At 62.1% G+C, this 24,156-nt stretch carries 22 protein-coding genes; 11 read left to right on the top strand and 11 right to left on the bottom strand.

Going from position 1 to position 24,156, the window contains the following annotated elements; translation table 11 throughout:
* Positions 1-61 precede the first annotated feature (61 nt).
* Both AB4O36_RS15450 and AB4O36_RS15445 read right to left on the bottom strand, forming a co-directional pair.
* A complete protein-coding gene (locus AB4O36_RS15450) occupies positions 62-664 on the bottom strand; it encodes a TetR/AcrR family transcriptional regulator (RefSeq protein WP_460139617.1) in 603 nt (200 codons plus the stop codon).
* Positions 651-1,502: a 3-hydroxybutyryl-CoA dehydrogenase gene (locus tag AB4O36_RS15445; RefSeq protein ID WP_460139616.1), complete on the bottom strand. Its 852-nt coding sequence runs from the start codon at positions 1,500-1,502 to the stop codon at positions 651-653. Before AB4O36_RS15445 ends, AB4O36_RS15450 begins: the two co-directional genes overlap by 14 nt.
* A gap of 163 nt (positions 1,503-1,665) precedes the next feature.
* Here AB4O36_RS15445 and AB4O36_RS15440 point away from each other — a divergent pair, with 163 nt between their 5' ends.
* Positions 1,666-2,676 carry an AraC family transcriptional regulator gene (locus tag AB4O36_RS15440; RefSeq protein ID WP_460139615.1) on the top strand — a complete coding sequence of 337 codons (1,011 nt, stop codon included), beginning with the start codon at positions 1,666-1,668 and terminating at the stop codon, positions 2,674-2,676.
* Here the strand turns inward: AB4O36_RS15440 and AB4O36_RS15435 are convergent.
* From AB4O36_RS15435 to AB4O36_RS15425, 3 genes are all read right to left on the bottom strand, one after another.
* Positions 2,618-3,604: an alpha/beta hydrolase gene (locus AB4O36_RS15435; protein ID WP_460139614.1), complete on the bottom strand. Its 987-nt coding sequence runs from the start codon at positions 3,602-3,604 to the stop codon at positions 2,618-2,620. The genes AB4O36_RS15440 and AB4O36_RS15435 overlap by 59 nt on opposite strands.
* Positions 3,605-3,825: 221 nt before the next feature.
* Positions 3,826-4,824 (bottom strand): NAD(P)H-quinone oxidoreductase, encoded by a 999-nt coding sequence (locus tag AB4O36_RS15430; protein ID WP_460139613.1) that lies wholly within the window; start codon positions 4,822-4,824, stop codon positions 3,826-3,828.
* 58 nt (positions 4,825-4,882) lie between these two features.
* Complete coding sequence (locus AB4O36_RS15425; protein WP_460139612.1) at positions 4,883-6,094, bottom strand: YbfB/YjiJ family MFS transporter; 1,212 nt, start codon at positions 6,092-6,094, stop codon at positions 4,883-4,885.
* 111 nt (positions 6,095-6,205) lie between these two features.
* On the opposite strand from AB4O36_RS15425, the gene AB4O36_RS15420 reads away from it, so the two are divergent.
* Positions 6,206-7,069 (top strand): LysR family transcriptional regulator, encoded by an 864-nt coding sequence (locus AB4O36_RS15420; protein ID WP_460116479.1) that lies wholly within the window; start codon positions 6,206-6,208, stop codon positions 7,067-7,069.
* 123 nt (positions 7,070-7,192) lie between these two features.
* Here the strand turns inward: AB4O36_RS15420 and AB4O36_RS15415 are convergent, their stop codons facing one another.
* Entirely contained in the window at positions 7,193-7,915 is a 723-nt protein-coding gene (locus AB4O36_RS15415) for a pirin family protein (RefSeq protein WP_460116478.1), read from the bottom strand.
* 237 nt (positions 7,916-8,152) lie between these two features.
* Between AB4O36_RS15415 and AB4O36_RS15410 the strand changes: the two genes are divergently transcribed.
* Positions 8,153-9,103 (top strand): GlxA family transcriptional regulator, encoded by a 951-nt coding sequence (locus AB4O36_RS15410; RefSeq protein ID WP_460116476.1) that lies wholly within the window; start codon positions 8,153-8,155, stop codon positions 9,101-9,103.
* A gap of 159 nt (positions 9,104-9,262) precedes the next feature.
* Positions 9,263-10,735, top strand: a complete 1,473-nt coding sequence (locus AB4O36_RS15405; protein WP_460139611.1) for an ATP-binding protein — start codon at positions 9,263-9,265, stop codon at positions 10,733-10,735.
* Here the strand turns inward: AB4O36_RS15405 and AB4O36_RS15400 are convergent.
* On the bottom strand, positions 10,706-13,504 hold the full coding sequence (locus tag AB4O36_RS15400) for an ATP-binding protein (RefSeq protein ID WP_460116472.1): 2,799 nt from the start codon (positions 13,502-13,504) through the stop codon (positions 10,706-10,708). The two genes, AB4O36_RS15405 and AB4O36_RS15400, sit on opposite strands and share 30 nt — an antisense overlap.
* A 336-nt stretch (positions 13,505-13,840) precedes the next feature.
* Between AB4O36_RS15400 and AB4O36_RS15395 the strand changes: the two genes are divergently transcribed.
* Positions 13,841-14,416 carry a flavodoxin family protein gene (locus AB4O36_RS15395; protein WP_460116470.1) on the top strand — a complete coding sequence of 192 codons (576 nt, stop codon included), beginning with the start codon at positions 13,841-13,843 and terminating at the stop codon, positions 14,414-14,416.
* Positions 14,417-14,475: 59 nt separating this feature from the next.
* On the opposite strand, the gene AB4O36_RS15390 is transcribed toward AB4O36_RS15395, so the two are convergent.
* Positions 14,476-14,907: a helix-turn-helix domain-containing protein gene (locus tag AB4O36_RS15390; RefSeq protein WP_460116468.1), complete on the bottom strand. Its 432-nt coding sequence runs from the start codon at positions 14,905-14,907 to the stop codon at positions 14,476-14,478.
* 135 nt (positions 14,908-15,042) lie between these two features.
* Here AB4O36_RS15390 and AB4O36_RS15385 point away from each other — a divergent pair, with 135 nt between their 5' ends.
* The 5 genes from AB4O36_RS15385 to ycaC all read left to right on the top strand — a co-directional run bounded on the left by AB4O36_RS15385 (position 15,043) and on the right by ycaC (position 19,738).
* Positions 15,043-15,963, top strand: coding sequence for a LysR family transcriptional regulator (locus AB4O36_RS15385; protein ID WP_460139610.1), 921 nt, complete (start codon positions 15,043-15,045; stop codon positions 15,961-15,963).
* A 243-nt stretch (positions 15,964-16,206) separates the two neighbouring features.
* On the top strand, positions 16,207-16,623 hold the full coding sequence (locus tag AB4O36_RS15380; RefSeq protein WP_460116465.1) for a DoxX family protein: 417 nt from the start codon (positions 16,207-16,209) through the stop codon (positions 16,621-16,623).
* Positions 16,616-17,209 (top strand): antibiotic biosynthesis monooxygenase, encoded by a 594-nt coding sequence (locus AB4O36_RS15375; protein WP_460116463.1) that lies wholly within the window; start codon positions 16,616-16,618, stop codon positions 17,207-17,209. Before AB4O36_RS15380 ends, AB4O36_RS15375 begins: the two co-directional genes overlap by 8 nt.
* On the top strand, positions 17,206-19,044 hold the full coding sequence (locus AB4O36_RS15370; RefSeq protein ID WP_460116462.1) for an amidohydrolase: 1,839 nt from the start codon (positions 17,206-17,208) through the stop codon (positions 19,042-19,044). The genes AB4O36_RS15375 and AB4O36_RS15370 overlap by 4 nt, the downstream gene beginning before the upstream one ends.
* Positions 19,045-19,111: 67 nt before the next feature.
* Positions 19,112-19,738 carry an isochorismate family cysteine hydrolase YcaC gene (gene ycaC / locus AB4O36_RS15365; protein WP_460116460.1) on the top strand — a complete coding sequence of 209 codons (627 nt, stop codon included), beginning with the start codon at positions 19,112-19,114 and terminating at the stop codon, positions 19,736-19,738.
* A 55-nt stretch (positions 19,739-19,793) separates the two neighbouring features.
* Here ycaC and AB4O36_RS15360 read toward each other — a convergent pair whose 3' ends face one another.
* The gene (locus AB4O36_RS15360; protein WP_460139609.1) at positions 19,794-21,221 is read right to left on the bottom strand and encodes a mechanosensitive ion channel domain-containing protein; all 1,428 of its coding nucleotides are present in this window, start codon (positions 21,219-21,221) and stop codon (positions 19,794-19,796) included.
* A 168-nt stretch (positions 21,222-21,389) separates the two neighbouring features.
* Entirely contained in the window at positions 21,390-22,409 is a 1,020-nt protein-coding gene (locus AB4O36_RS15355) for an alpha/beta hydrolase (RefSeq protein ID WP_460116458.1), read from the bottom strand.
* A gap of 160 nt (positions 22,410-22,569) precedes the next feature.
* Between AB4O36_RS15355 and AB4O36_RS15350 the strand changes: the two genes are divergently transcribed.
* Positions 22,570-23,466 carry a LysR family transcriptional regulator gene (locus tag AB4O36_RS15350; RefSeq protein WP_460116456.1) on the top strand — a complete coding sequence of 299 codons (897 nt, stop codon included), beginning with the start codon at positions 22,570-22,572 and terminating at the stop codon, positions 23,464-23,466.
* Between the two features lie 152 nt (positions 23,467-23,618).
* Here the strand turns inward: AB4O36_RS15350 and AB4O36_RS15345 are convergent, their stop codons facing one another.
* Positions 23,619-24,137 carry a hypothetical protein gene (locus AB4O36_RS15345; protein ID WP_460116455.1) on the bottom strand — a complete coding sequence of 173 codons (519 nt, stop codon included), beginning with the start codon at positions 24,135-24,137 and terminating at the stop codon, positions 23,619-23,621.
* Between the last annotated feature and the right edge of the window lie 19 nt (positions 24,138-24,156).

Here is a 24,156-nt window from a genome sequence, read left to right as displayed (position 1 = left end):
GCGCGGGACAAGCAAAAATCTTTTAGATGGTTTTTCTATTGAAAGGGCGTGGCTTATCGCCTCAGGCGACGGCGAGTGATGGAGAAGGTCGCAACAGGCGCTCGATGGCGCCACCGATCAGGCTCTCCAGCAGCTCATCGCGAGCCGGCTCATCCAGTGCATGTTGCGCCAGCCAACAGGGGGCGCTGTTGAGCAAGTTGGCGATGGCGTGGCCTGTGGCAAGGCGTGCCGGTTCGCTTAGACGCAGGCGGCTGGCGAGCATCTGCAACAGTAGGCCTTCGTACTGTTCGCGCAGCTGCCGTACTCGCGCCTGCTGCTCGTCGTTCAGGCAGCCGCTGTCGCGCTCCACCAGGCGGAAATGCCACGGCATCTCCTGATGGAGGTTCAGGTGCGCACGGATCAAATTGTGCAGTTTGTCGCGTTTAGCCCCGGCCTTATGATCGATCCGCGCGAGCGCGGCCAGCAGCTCTTCGTAGAACTCTTCGATCAAATCGAGCAGCAAATGCTGTTTGCTGGGGTAATGGTGATACAACGAGCCCGGCGAAAGGCCCAGGCACGTTGCCAGTTCGCGCATGCCGACCTGACCGAAACCCTTGCTGGCGAACAACTCCAGCACCTTGTCCCGGTACTCGGCAAAACGCGAACAACGCTCAGGCATAGGCATGGAAGCCACGCCCCGATTTGCGGCCCAGATAGCCTGCGGCAACCATTTCCTTGAGCAGCGGTGCCGGGCGGTATTTGCTGTCGTTGAAACCCTCGCAGAAAGCTTCGAGGATGGCGAGTACGGTGTCCAGGCCGATCAGATCCGCCAGGGCGAGCGGGCCGATGGGCTGGTTGCAGCCCAAACGCATGCCGGCGTCGATGTCTTCGGCGCTGGCCAGGCCTTCCTGGAACACCAGGATCGCTTCGTTGATCATCGGCACCAGAATCCGGTTGACCACGAATCCCGGACGGTTACCGGCGGTGATCGCGGTCTTGCCTAGGGTGGTGGCCATCTCCAGCGCCAGGGCATGGGTGGCGTCGCTGGTTTGCAGGCCACGGATCACTTCGATGAGGCCCATCACCGGCACTGGGTTGAAGAAGTGCAGGCCGATGAAACGCGCTGGCGTGCTGACGCTGGCGGCCAGTTGGGTGATGGACAGCGACGAGGTATTGGACGCGATCACGCAATCGGCGCTGACCTGCGCGGCAATCAGTTGCAATACGCGCAGCTTCAGGTCGAGGTTTTCCGTGGCCGCTTCGATCACCAGTTGCACATTTTGCAGGCTGGCGTAGTCGGTGCTGGTGCGGATGTTGTCGAGGGTGGCGAGCTTTTGCGCAGGCGTCAGGGTCTCTTTGCTCACCTGGCGTTCGAGGTTCTTGTCGATGGTCGCCAGGGCTTTTTGCAAGGCGCTGTCGGCGATGTCGATCAGGGTCACCTTGAAACCGGCCTGGGCGCAGACCTGCGCGATGCCGTTGCCCATGGTGCCGGCGCCGATTACGCCAATGTTTTGCAGATTCATGTGCCGTCCTTTCAATCAACCCTGCGATACCTTCGCCGCCGCAACGACCGAAGGCGTACTATTGCCGCGAGTCTAGAACCGGCATGACGGTTGGCCTATGCCGAAACTGTTCAACGGTGCTGGTGTTTTTTGCCATTCGGCTGATGGGGAGCGAAGCGTTCAAATGCGGGAAAAGGACTCGGTGGCTGCCTACTTCGTGCAAGCGATGATCCATGGGCTGGGTGACGATCAGCGGCGTCTGGCGGCGGCACTGCAGCAGGCCGGTGTCGAACCGGCGTTGCTCGAGCAACCTTCGGCGCGAGTGCCGGCCAGTGCATTTGCGGCGTTGTGGCTGATTCAGATCCGCGAGCTGAACGACGAATTCTTCCAGCTCGACTCCCACGGCATGTTGCCGGGCAGCTTCGCCCTGATCTGCCGCGCCCTCATCCAGGAACCCGACCTGCACAAGGCCATGCGCCAGTGTCTGAGCAATTTTTCCCTGTTTCTCAGTGACTATCGGGGCACGCTGACGGTGCGCGGCAAGCGGGCGGTAATCAGCCTGGACACCTGCGCGCCTAACGCCGATGTCGCGCGGTTTGGCGAAGAGACGTTCCTGGTGCTGATGATCAGCCTGATGTGTTGGCTGGGCGGGCGACGCATCCCCATCGACCGGGCGGACTTTCGCCATGAACGCCTGTCCCTCAGCGATGACCGCCTGCTCTGGGGCCCCAACCTGACCTTCGGCGCCGAGCGCACCGAAATCGAATTCCCTAGCCATTTCCTGCGCCTGCCGGTGGTGCAGGACCTGGCCTCGCTGAAGGTATTTTTGCGCACCGCCCCCCAGTGGCTGGTGATCCGCTTCCGCAACCAGCACGGCTTGGCCTCGCAAGTCCACCAACGTCTGCGCAGCAGCCACTACAGCCAGTGGCCAACCTTGCAGGCCTTTGCTTTGGAACAACACCTGAGCCCTAGCACCTTTCGTCGCAAGCTCGAGCGCGAGGGTTGCTCCTATCAGGAAATCAAGGACGAAGTCCGACGGGCCGTGGCGTTCGAGCAGTTACGCGAGAGCAAGGCCAGCATCGGCGACATTGCCGAGCGGTTGGGTTTTCAGGAACCCAGCGCGTTTCATCGGGCGTTCAAGAAGTGGACGGGGGAGAGCCCAGGGAAATATCGGGCGCGGTTCCAGACCGCTTGAACGGGCCGGCCATTTGCGCCGGTTTGCTTTTCATCAGGCTCTCAATGGCCTGCCGATACTGGTTGCCCCCCAGGCTCATGCTGTTGTTGTGGGTGCCACCGGGCACCAACAGCAGCTTTTTCGGTTCGTTGGCGGCGTTGAACAACTGTTCGCTGAAGCGCGAAGGCATGAATGCGTCGGCCAGGCCATGGACGACCAGCAGGGGCATGTCGATGTCGACGATTTTGTCGATGGAATCGAATTTCTGTGACAGCAGCCAGCGCACTGGCAACCACTTCACCGGCAGGTTGCTTTCGGCCACTTGCGCCACCGCATCACCCAGCGAGGTGAAGGTCGACTCGATCACCAGCCCGCGCGCCGGCACGGCAACCTGGTCCTTTTTGGCTTGGGCGGCCAGGTCGGCGGCCAGGTCGATGGCCACGGCGCCCCCCAGGGAGTGGCCGTAGATCAGGCGCTTGTTCGCATCCGGCTGCAGTGCCTTGAAGCGCTCCCAGGCCGCCCGCGCATCTTCGTACACACTGGCTTCCGACGGCAGATCGCCCTTGCTCTGGCCAAAACCACGGTAGTCGATGGCCAGTACCGAATAGCCCATGGCGCGCAGTTGCTCGATACGGAACGCCTGCCCGGTAAGGTTCCAGCGCACGCCGTGCAGGTACAGGATCGACGGCGCATCCCGTCGCGCAGCGGGCCACCACCAGGCATGCAGGTTCTGCCCGCCCTTGAAGTGGGGGGATTGGATGTCGAATTCCTGGACGTCCTTGGGTAAACCGCGATACCAGCCAGCCGTGCCCGGCTCGATGCGAAACAGCAACTCACGCTCGGTATGCTGCAGCACCCCGCAACTCACCGGCAGGCCGACCACCAGCACGGTCATGCACAGCAGCGCCAGCCAACGTCGGCGCAGGGTGGTGAGCAGGGGTGAAGACATGACTGGGCTACCGGTTGAACAAGGAGAGTCGATTTTTAACAGATGCTCGGCGGCTTTGTGTGGTTTTCGTGTGGCTTTTGTGTGGCTTTTGTGTGGACTCATGTTGCTTTTGTGGGAGCGGGCTTGCTCGCGAATGGGGTGTGTCAGTCACCCACGATGTTGAATCTGCAACCGCCTTCGCGAGCAAGCCCGCTCCCACAAGGGAGAATTGCCTCCTGAGCTCAATCCACTCGCAACACAATCTTGCCGATATGATCCCCACCCTCCATCCGCGCGTGGGCCTGCGCCGCCTCGGTCAGCGGGTAGACCTTGTCGATGATCGGCAGGCAACGTCCGGCCGCCAGTACTGGCCAGACATATTCACGCAGTTGCTCGGCAATCGAGGCTTTTTCCGAAGTGGTGCGCGGGCGCATCAGTGAGCCCGTGACGGTTGCGCGTTTGCTCATGATGCCCAGCAAATCGACGTCATTGGCACGTGCGCCGCCGAGGAAACCGAGCATCACCAGGCGTCCTTCCATGCCCAGTGCCGCGATGTTCTGGTTCAGGTACGAGGCGCCCATGATGTCGAGAATCACGTTTACGCCTTTGCCAGCGGTCTTGTCCTGGATCACCTGGACGAAGTCCTGCTCGCGGTAATTGATCGCCTCGGCACCCAGCTTGCGCACGGCTGCACATTTGTCCTCGCTGCCGGCGGTGGCGAAGGCCTTGATGCCGAACTCGCGGCACAACATCAGCGCGGTGGTGCCGATGCCACTGGTGCCGCCGTGGATCAATGCGCGCTGGCCTTTGCTGGCACCGCCCATATCGAACAGGTTGGCCCATACCGTGAAAAACGTTTCCGGAACGGCCGCCGCCTGCAGCCAATCCATACCGTCGGGGATCGGCAGCGTCTGGCCCGCCGGGGCGATACAGTATTGCGCATAGCCACCGCCATTGGTCAGGGCACATACTTTGTCGCCTACGAGGAATTCGCTGACGCCTTTGCCGACCGCCACGACTTCACCGGCCACTTCCAGGCCCGGGTTGGGGTTCATGCCGGGCTTGAGTGGGTATTTGCCGGCCCGTTGCAGGGCATCGGGGCGATTGACCCCAGCGGCAAGCACGCGGATCAGCACTTCGCCTTCGCCAGGACTGGGCACCGGCACCTGGCGGGGTTGCAGCACCTCGGGGCCACCGGGTTGGGTGATTTCGATCAGGGTCATGCGGTTGGGCAGCGTCATCGGAGCGTCCTGTCTGGAAGTTTTCATTTAAGTGGGACCGCGTGAAGGTGTCAGTGACTCAGTTCAGTGCCGGATGCAGCCGATCGCGGCGCGGCACCAGACGCATGCCCTGTTCCAGCAGCAACGCCACGACAATCGCACCGGCGGCAATGAGAAACAACAGCTCGTGGCGACCGCCGCTGGCGTTGAACAGTGCCGAATAGGCAAACCCCGCCAGTGCCTGGAACGTGGCGAACGACACCGTGGCACGACTCCAGGCAATCTGTTGCTGATGATGTTGAGGAATCAGCTCATGCACGCGGGCCAGCGCCAACGGCACGATGCCGGGTGGGAAGGCACCGATGATCACCGCCAGCACGGCCAGTGCGATGAATGAGCTGGAAATGGCCAGCAACCCCACCGCAACGGCCTGCACCACGAGGACCAGGCGGATGCTCGGGCGCGCGCCCAGTTTGTCGGCGAGAAAACCGTAGCTCACCGGTCCGATGATTGCGCCCAGGCCATACATCACCCAAATCAGTGCGCCCACGTGCGGCCCCGCGCCGAGGCCCCGGGCGACGTAGTCGACCAGGAACACCATGGCCGGAACCAGCCCGGCAGCCATGAAGGCGTACTGGGCGAACAGCAGGTAAACCTGTGGGTCGGTCTTCGCTGCGGATGGATCAGCCAAGGGCGTGTGGGTTGCCACATGGGAGGTTGAAGGCCAGCCAAACCAGCTCGCAGCGGTCAGCACCAGCGACAACAGGCCCAGGCCGAACCATGTGTTCTGCAAACCAAGGCTCAGCAGCGGCGGGACAATGGTCCCCGAGCCGGCAATGCCCAGGCCGATGCCCAAGAAGATCGCACCGCTGGCCAGGCCACGGCGCGAGGCTGGCACGTGCGGCAGCACCGTTGCCGCCACCAGCACCATGATCGCGCCACCGGCGATCCCCGACAGCAGGCGCCAGCCAAAAAACCAGCTCACCGACAATGGGAAACCACAGGCGAAAAACGCGGCCGTCACCGCCAGCATCATCAGGCGCAATGCCGTTGTGTTGGATGTGCGGCGAGCCAGGGGATGGCCGAGCAGGGCGCCGATCAGGTAACCGACCAGGTTTGCCGCGCCCAGGTAGACCACGTCATGGGTCGAGAACCATTGCGCCTGGATCAACGAGGGTATCAACGGCGTGTAGGCAAACCGCGCCAGGCCAATGCTGACCAGGCTGGCGCAAAGGCCTGCGAAGATCGGCAACCAGATCGCGCTGCGGGGTGGTGCATCAGGAGTCAGCATGGGGAGGTCCTGTGGAAATTTCTCTTGGGCCCAGCTTATCCAGTTTCATTGATGCAAATACGCAGCGAATTTGCGTTATGGTGATGCGTAATTGCATCAGTGGAGTACGCCATGAATTGGGATGACGCGCGGGTTTTTCTTGCCGTGTGCCGGGAGTCGACCCTGCGGGGGGCCGCGCGGGTGCTGGGAGTGGACCAGGCCACGGTTGGGCGGCGGGTCTCGGCATTGGAGAAGACCTTGAGCGCGACGCTGTTTCTGCGCACCTCGGAAGGCTACGCCTTGACTGCGGTGGGTGAGGCGGCGTTGCAGGCGGCCGAGAAAATGGAGCATTCGGCGCTGGAACTGCAACGGCGGATTCAGGGCCTGGATGATCGCCTGACGGGCACCGTACGCGTCAGTACCACGGACTCCATGGCCGTCGATTTCCTGATCCCTGCGATTGCCCGCGTGCACCAACGCCATCCCGATGTTCGAGTGCAACTGGATGCGTCGACCCACATTCTCAGTCTGGCGAAACGCGAGGCCGACATCGCCGTGCGCAACACCCGTCCCGATAATCCGGACCTGATCGCCCGGCGCATCGCCCGTTGGCCGGTGGGGCTGTTCGCCTCGCAAGCCTATGTCGACGCCCACGGCGTCCCCGCGCCGGGCTCGGCGTTCGAGGGACATGATCTGGTGGTGTATCAGCCGTACTTGCAGGGCAACAAGGAATTTACCCTGGTGGCGGAACCGCCGGGGCGCGGGCGCATTGTGGCGAGCCTGAGTTCAAGTCTGCTGGTGCGTCGCTCGATTGCGGCGGGGATAGGACTGGGGGAAATCCCGGTGTACATGGGCGAGAGGGACGGGCTGGTCCGGTTGTGGCCGGAGCGCACGCGACCGTTGCCCTATGACGTGTGGCTGGTGACCCACGCCGACCTGCGGCACACCGCGAAGGTGCGCGCAGTGATCGATGAAATCGTCGAGGTGTTTGCCTAGATTCTCCTGTAGGAGCGAGCATGCTCGCGATGGTCGTCAACGATAACGCTGGCTGTCTGGATGCCAACGTTGTCTGGGCTACCATCGCGAGCATGCTCGCTCCTACAGGGCAACCGTGATGCCTCATGGCATTTCAGGCAATTCCTGCGGCCGCAGGTCGAACACCAGCACTTCGGCATCCACTCCATTGCTCAGGTTCAGCAACTGCTCATTACGAACCCGCACGCCGTCGCCTTCCTGCAATTGCACGCCATTGAGTTCGACGCTGCCACGGGCCACATGAACGTACGCATAACGGTCGGCGGCCAGTTCCAGGGTGGCGCTTTCCTTGCCGTCGAACAGCCCGGCGTAGACCCTTGCATCCTGGCGCACTTTAAGCGAGCCGCTTTTCCCTTCGGGCGAAATGATCAGTTGCAGGCGCCCGCGTTTTTTCCCGGCGCTGAAATGCTCCTGCTGGTAGCGCGGCTTGGCGCCACTGACATCCGGCACGATCCAGATTTGCAGGAAGTGCACGCCTTGCGTTGCCGAGTGGTTGAACTCGCTGTGGGCCACGCCGCTGCCGGCACTCATCAGTTGCACATCGCCAGGGCGGATCACCGAACCGGTGCCCAGCGTGTCCTTGTGCTCCAGGGCGCCCTCAAGCACGTAGGAGAAAATCTCCATGTCGCGATGCGGGTGTTGGCCAAAGCCTTTACCGGCGGCGACGCGGTCGTCGTTGATCACCAGCAGGTCGGAAAAACCCTGTTCCTTCGGGTTGCGGTAGTTGGCGAAGGAGAAGGTGTGGAATGACTTCAACCAACCGTGATTGGCCATGCCGCGATCGGAAGCTTTGCGTAGGGTCAGCATGATGGAATCTCCTGTGTTGGACGTTGATTCGTCCGAGTGAGGAGAAGGTTAATGGTTATCCTGTGGTGCAATAAGTAGATGAAAATTGAAATACTGTCTCTTGTGGGTTGACAGTGATGTGTGGGCAGCGCGCGGCTGTGGAGCTGGGCCATAATGCTGAGAAATTTCCTCGTTCCCACAGGGGATTGGTGTGTCTGATCAAAGAACTCCTTTTGAATTTTCAGTGATGTGCAACCCATGAAAACCGTGGCAATGGTGCTGTTTCCCGACTTTCTCCTGCTCGACATGGCCGGGCCCATGGAGGTGTTTTCCATCGCCAATCGTTATCTCAAGCCCGATGACCATTACGCGCTGTCGACCATCGGCACGGTGCCGGGTGCGTTGCGCGCGTCCAACGGGGTGAACGTGCATGCCGACGTGCACATCGACCAGGCCTGTGACGGTTACGACCTGCTGCTGGTGCCCGGCGGCCCCGGTGCGTACAACGAAAGGCATCCACCGTTGCTCGATTGGCTCAAGCACAGCGTCAGCCGTTCCAGGTCCTACGGGTCCATCTGCACTGGCGCGTTCGTGCTTGGGCATGCCGGGCTGCTCGACGGCTACCGGGTCACTACTCACTGGCATTACACCGAACGCCTGATCAAGGCTTTCCCTGGCGCCAAGGTGGAGACCGATCAGATTTTCGTCCAGGACCGTAACCTCGTGACCTCTGGCGGCGTCACCGCCGGCATTGATCTCGCGCTCGCGGTGGTGGCCGATGACCATGGCAAGAAAGTTGCCCAGGACGTGGCCAAGGTATTGCTGGTGGTGATGAAACGCCAGGGCGGGCAAGCGCAGTTCAGCCCCTTGCTGGCCACGGTAGCCCCTCAGGAAACGCCGGTGACCCGCGTACAGAACTACATGCTCGAACACCTCGACGAAGCTTTCAACATCGAGCGCCTGGCGGGCCTGGCGACCATGAGCCCGCGGCATTTCGCCAGGGTGTTCGCCCGGGAGGTGAACATGACGCCGATGGAGTTTTTGCAAAGCGCGCGCATCGACTGCGCGAGGAACCTGTTGGAAACCACCGAGCTGCCGCTCAAGACCGTGGCTTTCAAAAGCGGGTTTGGCAGTGTTCGGCACATGCGCTTTCTATTTGGTGAAAAACTCGGGCTGACCCCGGCTCAATACCGCGAGCAGTTCAGTTAGCGCTGATTTGTCCGTTCTGCGCACCGAGATGGCCGTCATGCTCCCCTCAAGGCAGTTGTTCCGTCACTGATGACTGCCAAGATACCGGGAACGTTTGCAAGGAGGTGCGCGAGCCCGGCGTGCCATTGAGCCACTACGGGTTTGCCGACGAGAACGCGCATGAACAGTGTCACGAACCACGAGACCGTGTTGCATTTTGGTCCCTATGCCTTTCATCTGCGCCAGCGGTTGATCCTTGAGGGTGACCGCCCATTGCGCATGGGCGGGCGCGCCATGGACATCCTGCAAGTGCTGGTGGAGCAGGCCGGCAATATCGTCAGCAAGCAGGAGCTGATTGAGCGCGTGTGGCCGACATCGGTGGTCGAGGACATCAACTTGCGCGTGCACATTGCTGCTTTGCGTCGCGCACTGGGGGACGGTCAGGATGGGCGGCGCTACATCGAGAATGTGCCGCAACGCGGTTACCGCTTCATTGCGCCGGTGGAGCAGGCGCCCCTTGGCACCGAGATTTGCCTCGACAGCGCGCAGAAAATCCAGCACAACCTGCCGGCACGCCTGACCCCGGTGACGGGGCGTGACTCACTGGTTGGCAGCCTCGTGCGGCAATTGCCGGTGTGCCGGCTTATGACCCTGGTCGGCCCCGGCGGTATCGGCAAGACGACCGTGGCATTGCGTGTGGCCGAACTGCTCTTGCAGCACTATCGGGACGGTGTCTGGTTGGTGGACCTGGCCGCCATCGATGACCCCGCGCAGGTGGAAGATCACTTGAGCCGCGTCCTGGGGCTCGAGGTCGGCACCTCGCTGGAGGTCGTGGCGAACTGGCATGCGCTACTGGTGCTGGATAACTGCGAGCACCTGCACGAACGCTGTCGGTCCCTGGTTGACAGTTTCCTGCACTCGGCGCCGCGTCTGTCGGTGCTGGTCACCAGTCGTGAGCCGTTGCAGGTGCCGGGCGAAAACGTCCAGCCGCTGCCGGCGCTCACCGTACCGCCACAATCGGCCCTGCGCAGTGTCGACGAAGCCATGGGCTATTCGGCGGTGCAGCTTTTTGTCAGTCGTGCCCGCGCCCGTCAACAGGGTTTTACCCTGCGCGAGCAGGACTTGGCTGCGGTGCGCGACATCTGTCGTCGCCTCGACGGTTTGCCGTTGGCCATTGAGCTGGCTGCGGGGCAAATCGATGCATTGGCACTGGTGGGCGTGCAGGCGCAACTGGATAACTGTTTTCAGTTGCTGGCCCAGGGCAGACGCACGGCTGTCCCACGTCATCAGACCCTCAAGGCGACGCTGGACTGGAGTTATGAGCAGTTGAGCCCAATGGAGCAGACTGCGTTGCAACGCCTGGCGGTGTTCAAGAAGGCCTTCACCCTTGACGCGGCGATGGGCGTACTTGCTTGTTCCGCTCTGTTGCCGGCGCGTCTGATGGACGGGCTGCAAAACCTGGTGCGCAAGTCATTGCTGTCGGTGGAGCAGGGCAATGGTCAGGTCCGGTACCGCTTGCTCAATACCACGCGCAGCTACGCCCTGGAAAAACTCGAAGATAGTGGCGAACTGCGCAGCGTCGAGCGGCGGTACGCGCGCTACGTCAGCCAGGCCCGCCTGCCGTCAAACGGTGGGTTGCAGCTGGTCGAGTAGCCGGCGGACTTTCATCAGGTCCGGGGTGGCATAACCTTCGGTGAACCGCTGGTAGATCGGCGCCAACAGCGTATGCGCCTGCTGATGGCGTCCCTGGCGTTGCCACAGTCGCGCCAGCGAGGTGGCGCTGCGCAACTCCCAAGCCAGGGCACCCTGATGTTTCGCCACGTTCAACGCGCGGACCAGCAAGCTCTCGGCCGCCTGGCTGTTCAGCAGGAAATCTTCGACCAACAACGCATCAGCCCTGGCCCGGAGGATTTCCGCCGTGTTCCAGCCCGCCATGCCCGTATCGGCTCGGTGCATCAAATCGTCATCGATGAACGTGCCGTCCAGCGTGATCAGCAGGTCCTTGATCAGGCCTTCGCCCGGTTTGAATGGCAGGCGTGCTTGTTCGCGATCAATCACGTGTGCGTAATGCCTGGCCCAGGTGTAGAACAGCTGCACTGAATGTTTCTGCGCCTGTTCGAGCAACAACCCCAGCAAGTCACGCGCCGTGCGGCTGTCACCGTTGTAATGGGCAATCAGGCACCCGGCCAGGGCCAGGGTGTAGCAGATGGAGGTGCCGTGGTTGATTTGCAGGGCGATGTCCAGCGCTTGCCGGGCGGTACGCCAGGCCTGTTCCGGCTGACCTTGCAGCCAGAGGATTCGTGCCAGGATGGTCAGCGAAGCGACGCTCTGGTCGTATTGCACCCCAAATCCGTGGGTGAAACGGTTGAGATGACCGCTCTGGGTCATGCGTTGCAGCACCTGCTCGGCATTCACTCGGGCCGTTGACTGGTCTCCGGCAAAATGCAGCGCCAGCACCCGCAGCCGTTGAGTGCTCAGTGACAACACGGCGTCACCGTGCAAACCCAGGCGATCAAACTGCTGGCTCTGTTCCAGGGCCGATTGATAGTGCGCGCAACAGAGGTTGACCGCCATGTGCCCGGACACCGCCCGCAGTTGGCCGGCGATGTCGTTGCACTGTCGGGCCAGGGTTAGGGCGCTCACGAACGCCTCGATGGTTTCCGGCGTGCCGCCCTGGGTGTGATAACAGGAGCTGCCCAGCGCCAATTTGAGGGCGATTTCCACCTTGGGGCTGGGCTCGGCCGCAACCGCCAGCAGGGCCAGTGCCTTGCGCACATACATCCCGTGTTCCTTGAGCAGGGACAGCTCCTGCCACAATGGCGTGGACGTGGCCGTGAGGCGGATCGCCAGGGTTTGCGGCCCTTGCGCGGTCAAACCCCAATCGAGCGCCGAGCGGATGTCTTCCAGACTGCGGGCGTAACGGTCGATCCACATCGCCGTCGGTATCAACTCCCAATCGTCCCGCGCCTGTTCCATCAGGGCCAGGCAGCGCTCGGCGTGGCGCTCGCGAGTGCCCGGCAGATCCGAGGCGAGGCCGAGTTTCTCCAGGGCGTAGCTGCGCGTGGTGTCGAGCAGGCGGTAAAACACCTCCTCGTCGCCGACTTCCACGCTCAGCAGCGATTTGGCCACCAGTTGAGTGATCGAACCGAACACCTCGCGCGGTTCGATGTGTTCACCACCGATTACGGCCGCCGCCGACTCCAGAGTAAAGCTGCCACGGAACATGCCCAGGCGCCGCAGGCAGGTTTGCTCGCAGGTACTGAGCAGTTCGAAACTCCAGTCCAGCGTGGCACGCAGGGTCTGGTGGCGGCCCAGGACAGCCGGGCAACCCTGGGTCAGCAGGCGAAAGCTGCCTTGCAGTTGCTTGAGCAAACCGCTCAGGCCCAGGCTGCCGACTTGCGCCGCCGCCAGTTCGATCGCCAACGGGATACCGTCCAGGCGCTGGCAGATCTCGATGGCCAGGGGCAGTTCTTCTTCGGTCAATTCGAAACTGTCGTGACTGGCCATCGCCCGTTCCACGAACAGCTGCAGGGCGGAAAACGTCAGGGCCTGCGCGCGATCGAGCACCGCGATCGGCGGCGGGCAGTCGAGTGATTCCAGGCGCTGCACGAATTCGCCTTCGGCACGCAGGCCTTCTCGGCTGGTGGCCAGAATGTTCAGTTGTGGCGCGGCGCGCAGCAGGCTTTCGCTGAGCAGGGCGATCGCGTCGATCAGGTGTTCGCAGTTGTCGATCACCAGCAGCATTTGCCGGTCATGCAGTAATGCACCGAGTTCACTCAGCGGTTCGCCATCGTGCAAGGTCAGTTCGAGCAAGGTGGCCAGGTGTGAGGTGATCATCGAAGGATTGTTGATCGGTGCCAGGTCCAGCAGCAGGATACCGTCGCGGTAGCGTCCAATCAGTTGCTCGGCGACCCGCAGGGCCACGGTGGTCTTGCCGATGCCGCCGGGCCCGACCAGGGTGATGAAGCGCTGGCGTGGCAACTGCGTCACCAGGTTGTCCACCAGGGTTTGCCGACCGATCATACGGGTGCGCCGCAACGGCAGGTTGTGACCGCCAGGTGAAAGCGCCGGCTGCGCGGTGGGGTGTTCGCCATGCTCCAGCGAATAAGGCGCCACGAAGCTGTAGCCTCGCTGGGCGACAGTGACGATGTAGCGCTGCCCGGCCTGACCGTCGCCCAGTGCCTTGCGCAAGGCTGCCATGTGTACCCGCAGGTTGATGTCTTCGACGACGCTGTTGGGCCAGACTCCGGCAATCAGCGTTTGCTTGCTCACCACATTGCCGGCGTGCTCCAGCAGGATCAACAGGATGTCCATGGCGCGTCGACCCAGGCGCACCGGTTGATCAGCTTCCATGACCAGGCGTTGCGCGGGGTAGATCCGGTAGGGACCGAAATGGATCGCCTGGGCATGGGGTGGGGTCAATGGGTTGCTCCTGCTTGCAGCCGTCTGGTACGCGTATCCCGAGCATTTTTATCAGGTTTTTGCCGCAGCGCAATGCACGTGCGGGTGACCGTGCGGTGCTGGTCTTTGACACCGGGCTCCCGGCGCCACTCTACGCTTGCGGATTTACGGGCTGCGATGCGGATATAAGGTGATGCCATGGCTTTTGGCGCGCCAGGGAAAATTAACAACATTTAACTCGTGCTGCGTCCGGTCTACGCCCAAAACTCTCGCTCTTCAACGTCCATCGATCGGGCGCGACCCGACCGGCACCGTGGCCCTGTTGCAAAAGGAACAATTTGTCATGAGGACGTCGCAATGAGCAGCGTGGTTGTGGTCTATCACAGCGGCTACGGGCACACCCGCGTCATTGCCGAGGCCGTGGCCCAGGGGGTGGAACGCCACCCGGGCAGCAGTTGCCTTTTGATTTGCGTCGAGGATGTCGACCAGCACTGGGACCTTTTGCACAACGCCGACGCCATCATCTTCGGCGCACCGACCTACATGGGCAGCGCCTCGGCGCGCTTCAAGGCTTTCATGGAGGCCACCTCGGCGTTCTACCTGACCCAGCCGTGGCGCGACAAGCTCGCGGCGGGTTTCACCAACTCCGGTAGCCTGTGCGGGGACAAGCTCAACACCTTGTTGCAGATGGCCGTCTTTGCCGCCCAGCATTCGATGATCTGGGTCGGGCTCGATGTGCTGCCCGCACGCTCCAGTAGCGGACAGTTCGAAGGGCAGATGAATCGCCTGGGCAGCTCACTCGGTGCGATGGCGCAATCGAATGTCGAACAACCTCCCGAACAGGCGCCCCCGGCCGAGGACCGCTGCACTGCCGCGCACCTGGGCGAACGTGTAGCGCGGCTGGCCGAGCGCATGGGCCATGCGCCGGCCTGATCGAGGTTTTCTTGCAAAGGTTTGAGAGAGGAGGCGACACCCCATGGGTGTCACCGGCGTTACAGCGCGTGCAGTTGGGGTGCGAGACGGGGCAGGGCACGCAGGGTACGGCAGCGCCAGGCAAATGGGTTGATGCCTTCGCTGCGAGTGAACATGTGGCAGAAATGGGCCTGGTCGCAGAAGCCGCATTCGAGGCTGATCTGCGTGAGGCTGCGATCGGTGTCCTGGATCAATTGCTTGGCCCGGTTGATGCGCTGCCGACGGATCCAGTCCTGCGGGGAAAGCCCCGTGCTGCATTTGAATGCGCGGGAGAAATGACTGCGTGACAGCGCGCAGGCGCTGGCCAGGTCACTGACTTCGATGGTTTCGCCCAAGCGCTCGAGAATCAGTCGCTTGGCCAGGGCTTCACGCCAGGGTGTCAGGCCACCCGCAGTTTTCTTCGGCGCTTGCGTAACGGCCATACAGGCGGTGTTCTGCTGAGAATGGGCCATAACAAATGTCCGTGTCGGTGAGCTTCATTCTTGGTCGCAGGCCTCTGGCAGGCGAGTTAAACGTTGTTAATTGTGTCGATGTGCAGACACGGGATCGCGTAGAGTCCTACGCATTAAAAAAGGAAGGCCTTGCCCATGAACCGTAACGATCTGCGCCGCGTCGACATGAACCTGCTGGTGATTTTCGAAGCCTTGATGTTCGAGAAGAACTTGACCCGGGTCGCCGAAAAACTGTTCATGGGCCAGCCTGCGGTGAGCGCGGCGCTCGGTCGTTTGCGGGATCTGTTCGACGATCCGCTGTTGTTGCGCAACGGCCGCGGCATGGAGCCCACCGCGCGGGCATTGGCGATTCTCAAGGAATTGCAGCCGGCCATGGATGTCATCTCGGGCGCAGTCAGCCGGGCCAAGGAATTCGATCCGGCGACCAGCAGCGATGTGTTCCGCATCGGCCTGTCGGATGATGCCGAGTTCGGCCTGTTTCCACCGTTGCTGCGCCATTTGCAGGAGGAAGCACCGGGCATCGTCGTCATCGTGCGACGTGCCAATTTTTTGCTGATGCCGGCCTTGCTGGCCTCGGGGGAAATCTCCGTGGGGGTGAGCTACACCACGGACCTGCCGGCCAATGCCAAGTGCAAGAAACTGCGTGACATTCCCTGCAAGATTCTGCGCGGCGACAAACGGCCAGGGCCGCTGACCCTGGATGAGTATTGTGAACGGCCCCATGCCATGGTGTCGTTCTCCGGCGACCTCTCCGGCAACATCGACCTGGACCTGGCAAAGATCGGACGCAGTCGTCGGGTGGTGCTCGGCGTGCCGCAATTCAGCGGCCTGCGTGCGTTACTGGCCGGCACCGAGATGATCGCCACCGTGCCCGATTATGCGGCGTGTGCGCTGGTCGAGGGCTGCGCGTTGCGCGCCGAAGACCCGCCGTTCCCGATTGCCGCCGCACAACTGTCGATGGCCTGGAGCGGCGTGCACGATAACGACCCGGCCGAACGCTGGTTGCGCTCGCGCATCAGCGAGTTCATGTCGCGGCCGCTGCCGATCGGCGGCTGAGAGTCCCGACACCTTCCCCTGTAGGAGCGAGCATGCTCGCGATGGAGGCCTAGGCACCGCTGGCATCCAGACAGCCTGCGTCATCGTTAACGACCATCGCGAGCATGCTCGCTCCTACAGGTGGGCGCGGGCACCCCCCCGCAACTGAGCACGTACATCCAATTTTCCCTTCCCCCGCATCCGCATTATTCCCTCACGTTGTGGCGCACCCGCGCCAATGGTTTTCATTCGTGCAGGTACCCCATGAACGTTTCGCGACCGGATGAACGGGCCCAGGCAATCGGGCTGTTTTTTTTGCGTGTCAGCGCCAGCCTGTTCCTGCTGTGGGTGCACGGTTTGCCCAAGCTGCTTAACTACAGTGCTCAGTTGCAGGTGATCGAAGACCCCTTCCATCTGGGCGCTCACGTCACCCTGATGCTGGCGATTTTTGCCGAAGTCCTGTGCCCGCTGCTGATCATCGCCGGGGTATTGGTGCGTCTGGCGTGCCTGCCGATTCTGTGTGTCCTGTTGATCGCGCTGCTGGTGGTGCATCCACAGTGGAGCGTCGAAGAAGGGCAGTTCGGCTGGCTGTTGTTGCTGCTGTTCAGCAGCGTCCTGATCGCGGGGCCAGGACGGCTCGCGCTTAATGTCCGCCTCACCGGAGCTTTACGTTATGCCTGAATCCAACCGTTTCGACGAAGTCGTGACCCTGGTCATCAAACACCGGATCAAACCCGGTTTTGAGGTGCCTTACGAAGCCTGGTTACGCAACATCGTCAGCATCGCCGGGCAGCAGGAAGGGCACCTGGGCGTGGACGTGATTCGCGGCAAGAACGCTGGCCTCGACCTGTTTACCTGCGTGCTGCGCTACAGCAGCACCGAAGCGATGCAGCGCTGGCTGGACTCGCCGCAGCGCGTGCAACTGGTCAACGAAGCGGCGCCCATGCTTGCCGATGGCGACCAGACCGAGGTCAACCCGGTCAATGAGTTCTGGTTCGCGCCAACCACCGATAACGCACCACCACCGCCACCACGCTGGAAGCAGGCGGTGGTCACACTGGTTGTGATCCTGCCGCATACCCTGCTGGTGCCGCTGCTGTGGGGCCCGCTGCTCAAGCTCAATGCCTGGCTGTCCAACTACGTGGTCGCCACGTTCCTGATCACACTGACCATCGTTGTGTCGGTGTGCTACCTGTTCATGCCCCTGGCGACGCGTCTGTTCGCCCCCTGGTTGTCCTCTTCCACTCCATCCAAGGAAACGCGATGAACGCCGATCTGATTCTGCTCAATGGTCAATTTCATACCGTTGACCGTGAAAACCCGCGCGCCAGTGCTGTCGCCATTACCGACGGCCGTTTCGTCGCCGTGGGCACTGACGCCGAGGCCATGGCCCTGCGTGGTTCAGCTACACAGGTCATCGACCTCAAGGGCCGTTGCGTCATTCCCGGCCTCAATGACTCGCACCTGCACTTGATCCGTGGCGGTTTGAACTACAACCTCGAACTGCGCTGGGAAGGCGTGCCGTCGCTGGCCGATGCGCTGCGCATGCTCAAGGAACAGGCTGACCGCACGCCAACGCCGCAGTGGGTGCGCGTGGTCGGTGGCTGGAACGAATTCCAGTTTGCCGAAAAACGCATGCCGACCCTGGCCGAACTCAACCAGGCCGCGCCCGACACCCCGGTGTTCGTGCTGCACCTGTACGACCGCGCCTTGCTCAACCGTGCAGCCCTGCGTGTGGCCGGCTACACCAAGGACACGCCGAACCCGCCGGGTGGCGAGATTGTGCGTGACTCCAACGGTGAGCCGACCGGCATGCTGGTGGCGCGTCCCAATGCGATGATCCTGTACTCGACTCTGGCCAAGGGGCCGAAGCTGCCGCTGGAATATCAAGTCAACTCCACTCGCCAGTTCATGCGTGAGCTCAACCGCCTGGGCCTGACCAGCGCCATCGACGCTGGCGGCGGTTTCCAGAACTACCCGGACGATTACCAGGTGATCGAGCAGTTGGCCAAAGACCAGCAACTGACCGTGCGTATCGCCTACAACCTGTTCACCCAGAAGCCCAAGGAAGAGCTGACTGACTTCAAGAACTGGACCAGCAGCGTGACCCTGCACCAGGGCGATGATTACCTGCGCCACAACGGCGCCGGCGAGATGCTGGTGTTCTCGGCAGCGGACTTCGAGGACTTCCTGGAGCCGCGCCCGGATCTGCCGCAAACCATGGAAGACGAATTGGAGCCGGTGGTACGCCACCTGGTCGAGCAGCGCTGGCCGTTCCGCCTGCACGCCACCTACAACGAATCCATCAGCCGCATGCTCGACGTGTTCGAGAAGGTTAACCGCGACATTCCGTTCAATGGTTTGCCGTGGTTCTTCGATCACGCCGAAACCATCACCCCGCACAACATCGAGCGGGTGAGAGCGCTGGGCGGCGGTATCGCCATTCAGGACCGCATGGCGTTCCAGGGCGAGTATTTCGTCGAGCGTTATGGCGCCAAGGCTGCAGAAGCGACACCGCCGATCAAGCGCATGCTCGCCGAAGGCGTACCGGTGGGCGCCGGCACCGACGCCACTCGCGTTTCCAGCTACAACCCCTGGACCTCGTTGTACTGGATGGTCAGCGGCCGCACCGTCGGTGGCCTGGAACTGCACGCCGAAGGGCTGTCGCGCCAGACCGCGCTGGAACTGTTCACCCATGGCAGCGCCTGGTTCTCTTCCGAGCAAGGCAAGAAAGGCATGATCAAGGTCGGCCAACTCGCTGACGTAGCGGCCCTGAGCGCGGACTTCTTCAGCGTCGAGGAAGAAGCGATCAAGTGGATCGAGTCGGTGCTGACCGTGGTCGGCGGCAAAGTGGTCTACGCCGCTGGCGATTTCGAAAAACTCGGGCCAGCCAGTGTGCCGGTGCTCCCGGACTGGTCGCCGGTGGCGAAGGTGCCGGGTCACTGGCGCCAGAACGCGCCGATGCAGGCCCAGGTTCACCATTGCAGCGGTCCGTGTGGCGTGCATGCCCACAGCCATGACAGGGCGCGGATGTCGAGCGTGCCGGTCAGTGATTTTGCCGGCTTCTGGGGCGCCTTCGGCTGCTCGTGCTTTGCGTTTTAACCAAAAGAAAATGCGTTGGCTTTGCGTGCCGACGCTCGTGTAACACCCATCCATCGAGGAGCTTCACATGAGCAACGTTCCGTACACACGCCTGAACAAAGACGATGCGGTTGTCCTGCTGGTCGATCACCAGACCGGCCTGATCTCGCTGGTGCAGGATTTCTCGCCAAACGAGTTCAAGAACAACGTCCTGGCCCTGGGTGACCTGGCCAAGTTCTTCAAACTGCCGACCATCCTCACCACCAGCTTCGAAAACGGTCCGAACGGCCCGATGGTGCCTGAACTCAAGGAGCTGTTCCCGGACGCGCCGTACATCGCCCGTCCTGGCCAGATCAACGCCTGGGACAACGAAGACTTCGTCAAGGCGATCAAGGCCACTGGCCGCAAGCAACTGATCATCGCCGGTGTGGTCACCGACGTGTGCGTAGCGTTCCCAACCCTGTCGGCGCTGGCTGAAGGCTTTGAAGTGTTCGTGGTAACCGACGCTTCCGGCACCTTCAACGAAACCGTGCAGCAAGCGGCCTGGGCGCGCATGACAGCGGCCGGTGCACACCTGATGAACTGGTTCTCGGTCGCTTGCGAGCTGCAGGGCGACTGGCGCAACGACATGGAAGGCCTGGCCAACCTGCTGTCGCAGCGCATCCCTAACTACCGCAACCTGATGAACAGCTACTCGGCACTGGCCGCGAAATAACCCCGCAATAACTTTGTGGGAGCAAGCCCGCTCCCACATTTTGATCTTCATGCATTCAACGCTTCTGCATCCAACTCAAAAACCCACCCTTTTTGATCGGCACCGGCTTGGTCATCAATGCCAATCGGCTGTTCTGCGTGCGCACCGCCTGCAACTTATTCAATGCCCGGCCCACTTCCACGCGTTGCTCCATGGCACTGCGCACCAGCGCCTTGTCGATGCGGTAGATGACGCACGAGGTCAGGGTGGTGAAGGTAGCCTGGGAAGGGGTGTCGCCGAGGATGCTTTGTTCACCCATCACTTCACTGGGGCCCATGCGCCCGGCTTCGGTGTCTGCGTTGCCGTCCGGCACGGTTGCACTGACCACACCGGTGGCGATCACCATCAGGCTGTTCGGTATTTCGTCCAGTCCCAAGACCACCTGGCCAGCCGCGTATTGTTGCGCCACCATGGACTGGGCCATCTGGTCGCGTTCGTCGTCGCTCAGCGAACGGAAGATTTTCACTTCATCCAGCAGCGCCCGTGCGCGAGTCGCCGGTTCGATCACGCCATCGAGCCTGCGGGAAATACCGGCGGCCTCAAGGTGCCGATGCGCCAGGTCGAACAGTTGATTGCGCACTTCGCTTTTGTTGCCCAGCTCGGCGATAAAACCGCTGATCACGTATTCGGACATGGTTTCGCCAGCTTCCTTGAGCACGGCTTTTGGTGCCGGATTGGCCAGCAAACGGCTGCTGCCGCGCAGCGTGCGCTCCAGGGCATCCAGAACCCTGCGTGGACGAATGTTGTTGGGTACCTGGATGCTGATCGACACGCCGAACATGTTGTTTGGCCGGCTCAGGTTGACGATCTTCGCCTTGGCCGCCACCGAGTTCGGAACGACGGCGGTCGTGCCGGCGCCGGTCAGCAGGTGCGTGGCGCGCCAGTCGATGTCGACCACCTTGCCCTCCACACCGTCGATGACGACCCAGTCATCGACCTGATAGGGCTTGGTGGTGTTGAGCACGATGCCGGAAAACACGTCGCTCAAGGTGCTTTGCAGCGCAAGACCGACGACGATTGCCACGATCCCGGAAGTCGCCAACAAACCCTTGACCGGCAGCTCCAGCACATAACCGGCAGCGGCGACGATCGCGGCGAGAAACACCAGCGCCCCGATCACGTCCTGCAGCAAGCGCCCGCTATGCCCGATGCGGCGCATCAGCACCAGGCCGATGACTTCGGTCAATACCCGTGCGGCGTACAACCACCAGAGAATTCCCAATGCGGTAGCGCCCAGTTGCGCCACACGATCATCAGCGAACAACGGCGCCTGCAAAGGATTGACGCCGGCATTGATGCTGATCGCGCTGAACAACATGAACAGCACCAGGCGCACCGCCACCCGCGTCACGCGATGCTTGAAAGGCGCGAGGTGCCAGAGCACGGTGTCGATGAGCAGGAGCAGGGCGCTGAGGGTCAGCAGGTGGTTGGTGAGGAAGGACATGGGGACGCTCCGCAAGGCAGGGACAGGAACCGGAACCCTGTAGGAGCAGCCGGTCGACGCTCGAATGCTCGCGATGGACGCCCAGACACCGCGGGCATTCAGACAGCCCGCGTCATCGTTCACGTCCATCGCGAGCTTGCTCGCTCCTACAGAGGGTGATTGGCGGATTTACTTCAGGTGTTCTTTGAGCTCCAACGCTGCCTGGCGCACCGCCGCTTTCACTTCCGGAATCTGGCTCAGCGGATTGAGCAGGCCGAAGTCGTGGATCATGCCGTTGTAGCGCACTGCGGTGACCGGCACACCGGCCGCATCCAGATGGCGGGCGTAGGCTTCGCCTTCGTCACGCAACACGTCGAACTCAGCGGTCTGCACCAGCGCGGCGGGCAAGCCCTTGAGCTGTTCGGCGCTGGCCTGCAACGGCGAGGCATGGATCTGCGCACGCTCGGCCTTGTTGGTGGTGTAGTTGTCCCAGAACCATTTCATCATGCCTTTGGTCAGGAAGTGGCCTTCGGCAAATTGCTGGTACGAACCGGTTTCGAACTGTGCATCGGTCACGGGCCACATCAGTAACTGGAAGCGCAGGGCCGGGGCTTTCTGTTCCTTGGCCATCAAGGCCACGACTGCCGCCATGTTGCCGCCGACGCTGTTGCCGGCCACTGCCAGGCGTTTACCGTCGACACCGATCTCCTTGCCGTGTTCGGCCACCCAGCGGGTCGCCGCATACGCCTGATTGATCGCGGTCGGGTATTGGGCTTCTGGCGATGGCGTGTAGTTGACGTACACCGCGACGGCACCGGAGCCGACCACCAGGTCATGGATCAGGCGCTGGTGAGTCGGGTAGTCGCCCAGCACCCAGCCGCCACCGTGGAAGAACATGAACACCGGCAACTCGCCCTTGACCTTGGCCGGGCGCACGATTTTCAGGTCGATGGTCTGGCCGTCGACCTTGATCGCACGGTCGCTGACTTCAACACCCGACAGGTCCACTTTCACCGAGTTCTGCGCACCGGTCAGCACCGCACGGGCGTCTTTCGGGCTCAGTTGCTCGAGCGGCTTGCCACCACCGGCAGCGAGGGCTTCGAGGAAGGCCTGGGTGTTGTGTTCGACACCTGGGCTGCCTGCGGCGAACGCATTGCCGACAGCGAGGGAGAGGAGGGAAGCGGTCAGGGTTTTTTTGATGATGTTCATGGGGCAATTCCTTTTTGATTAATTAGAAGTTCGTTACCTGAGGGTCAGGGCTGCTGGCTCTGCGGTTCAGGCCTCAGCAACACCGTGGACACAGATTAATAAGTCGCCGCAAAAGGAAAAAGCGGCTATAAAGCGTTTAACTGTCAACCAGAGAGTGACAATGAACCCGTTCGAAGACATGCGTATTTTTTGCCAGGTCATGGACTCCGGAAGCTTCACGGCGGCGGCCGATCAATTGGGCCTGTCCAAACAGTTCGTCAGCCGACGCCTGATGCAGCTCGAAGAGCGCCTGGGCGTGCGCCTGCTCAACCGCTCGACGCGGCGACTGGACGTGACGCCTTTGGGCCACAGTTATTACGAGTCGGCCATGCGCTTGCTCGGTGAGGTCGAGCAGGTGGAGCAGGGCATTGCGGGCCAGACGACCGAGCCGCGCGGCAGCATCCGCTTGAGTGCGCCGCTGTCGTTTGCCGTGGCGCATTTGGGTTGCCTGCTGCCGCTGTTTTTGCAGCGCTATCGCGATGTCACGGTTGACGTGGACTTGAGTGACCGGCCGGTGGATCTGCTGGGCGAGGGGTATGACCTGGCGTTGCGTATCGGCGTGCTCGAAGACTCGACGCTGATTGCCCGGCGCATTGCCGTCATCCAGCGGGTGTACTGTGCAAGCCCCGCCTACCTGGCCGAGCGCGGTACGCCACTCAAGCCCGAGGACTTGCACAACCACGACTGCCTGCCCTACGGCCACGGCCGCCAGGTGCAATGGCGCTTTGCCGGACCGGGTAAACCGCTGACGGTCAATGTCGCCGGGCGCATGCGCGTCAACAACGGTGAATTGCTCAGAGACGCCGCCTTGGCCGGGATGGGGATTACTTATTTGCCGACGTTTATCGTCGGGGCGGCGTTGAAGGATGAACGGTTGGTGCCGGTGCTGGAGGACTATCAGCCCGAGCCGCTCGTGTTGTCGGCAGTTTACCCGCAGCATCGCCAGAGTTCGCGCCCGGTGCAGGCGCTGATCGAGTTTTTGCGGGAGCGGTTGGATGGGGTGGAGGGAGGCCTGTAGGGTTCACTCGGCCTCTGTGGGAGCGGGCTTGCCCGCGATTGCGGTGTGTCAGGCGACTTCTCTATCGACTGGCACGGCCCCATCGCGAGCAAGCCCGCTCCCACAGGTTGTGTAACTCACAAGGTCTATGGGTGTTGTTGGATCACTCTCGGTCAGGACCGTTTGTCATCACCCGGCTCGCCACCGACGTGTACGCCGTGGTCGTCGCCGATCTCGCCGGAGCGATGTACACCGTGGTCATCGCCGATTTCCCCTGAGCGATGAACGCCATGATCATCACCGGGCTCGGAGTGGGTGCCACTGCGACCCGATGAGGCCGTGTTGCCGGAATGCCCCGAATCGTTGCCTCTGCCGCTATTGCCACTGTGGTCGCCACCATGGCTGCTGCCGCTGTTGCCGCTGCCATGATCACCGCCGTGACTGCCACCGCCGCCGCCACTGCCGCCACTGCCGCCACCGCCTCCATTTCCACCGCCACCGCCGCCAGATCCACCTCCGCCACCACCACCGGATCCTCCGCCACCTCCATGGCCGCCGCCACCGCCGCCACCACTTCCGCCATCCTTGGCCTGTGCGCTGGATACGCTGGACAGGCTGTCCGGGATCAACACGGTAGACGCCGACAAGACCGCGCCAATCGCTACTGCCAACAAGAGTCTGTTGATATGCATGTCGTTCTCCGTTTTCTGT

The sequence above is a fragment of the Pseudomonas sp. S2_E01 genome (assembly GCF_054668365.1).
The sequence above is the reverse complement of the archived record's forward strand: the minus strand, read 5'-3'. Positions and strand labels throughout refer to the sequence as shown.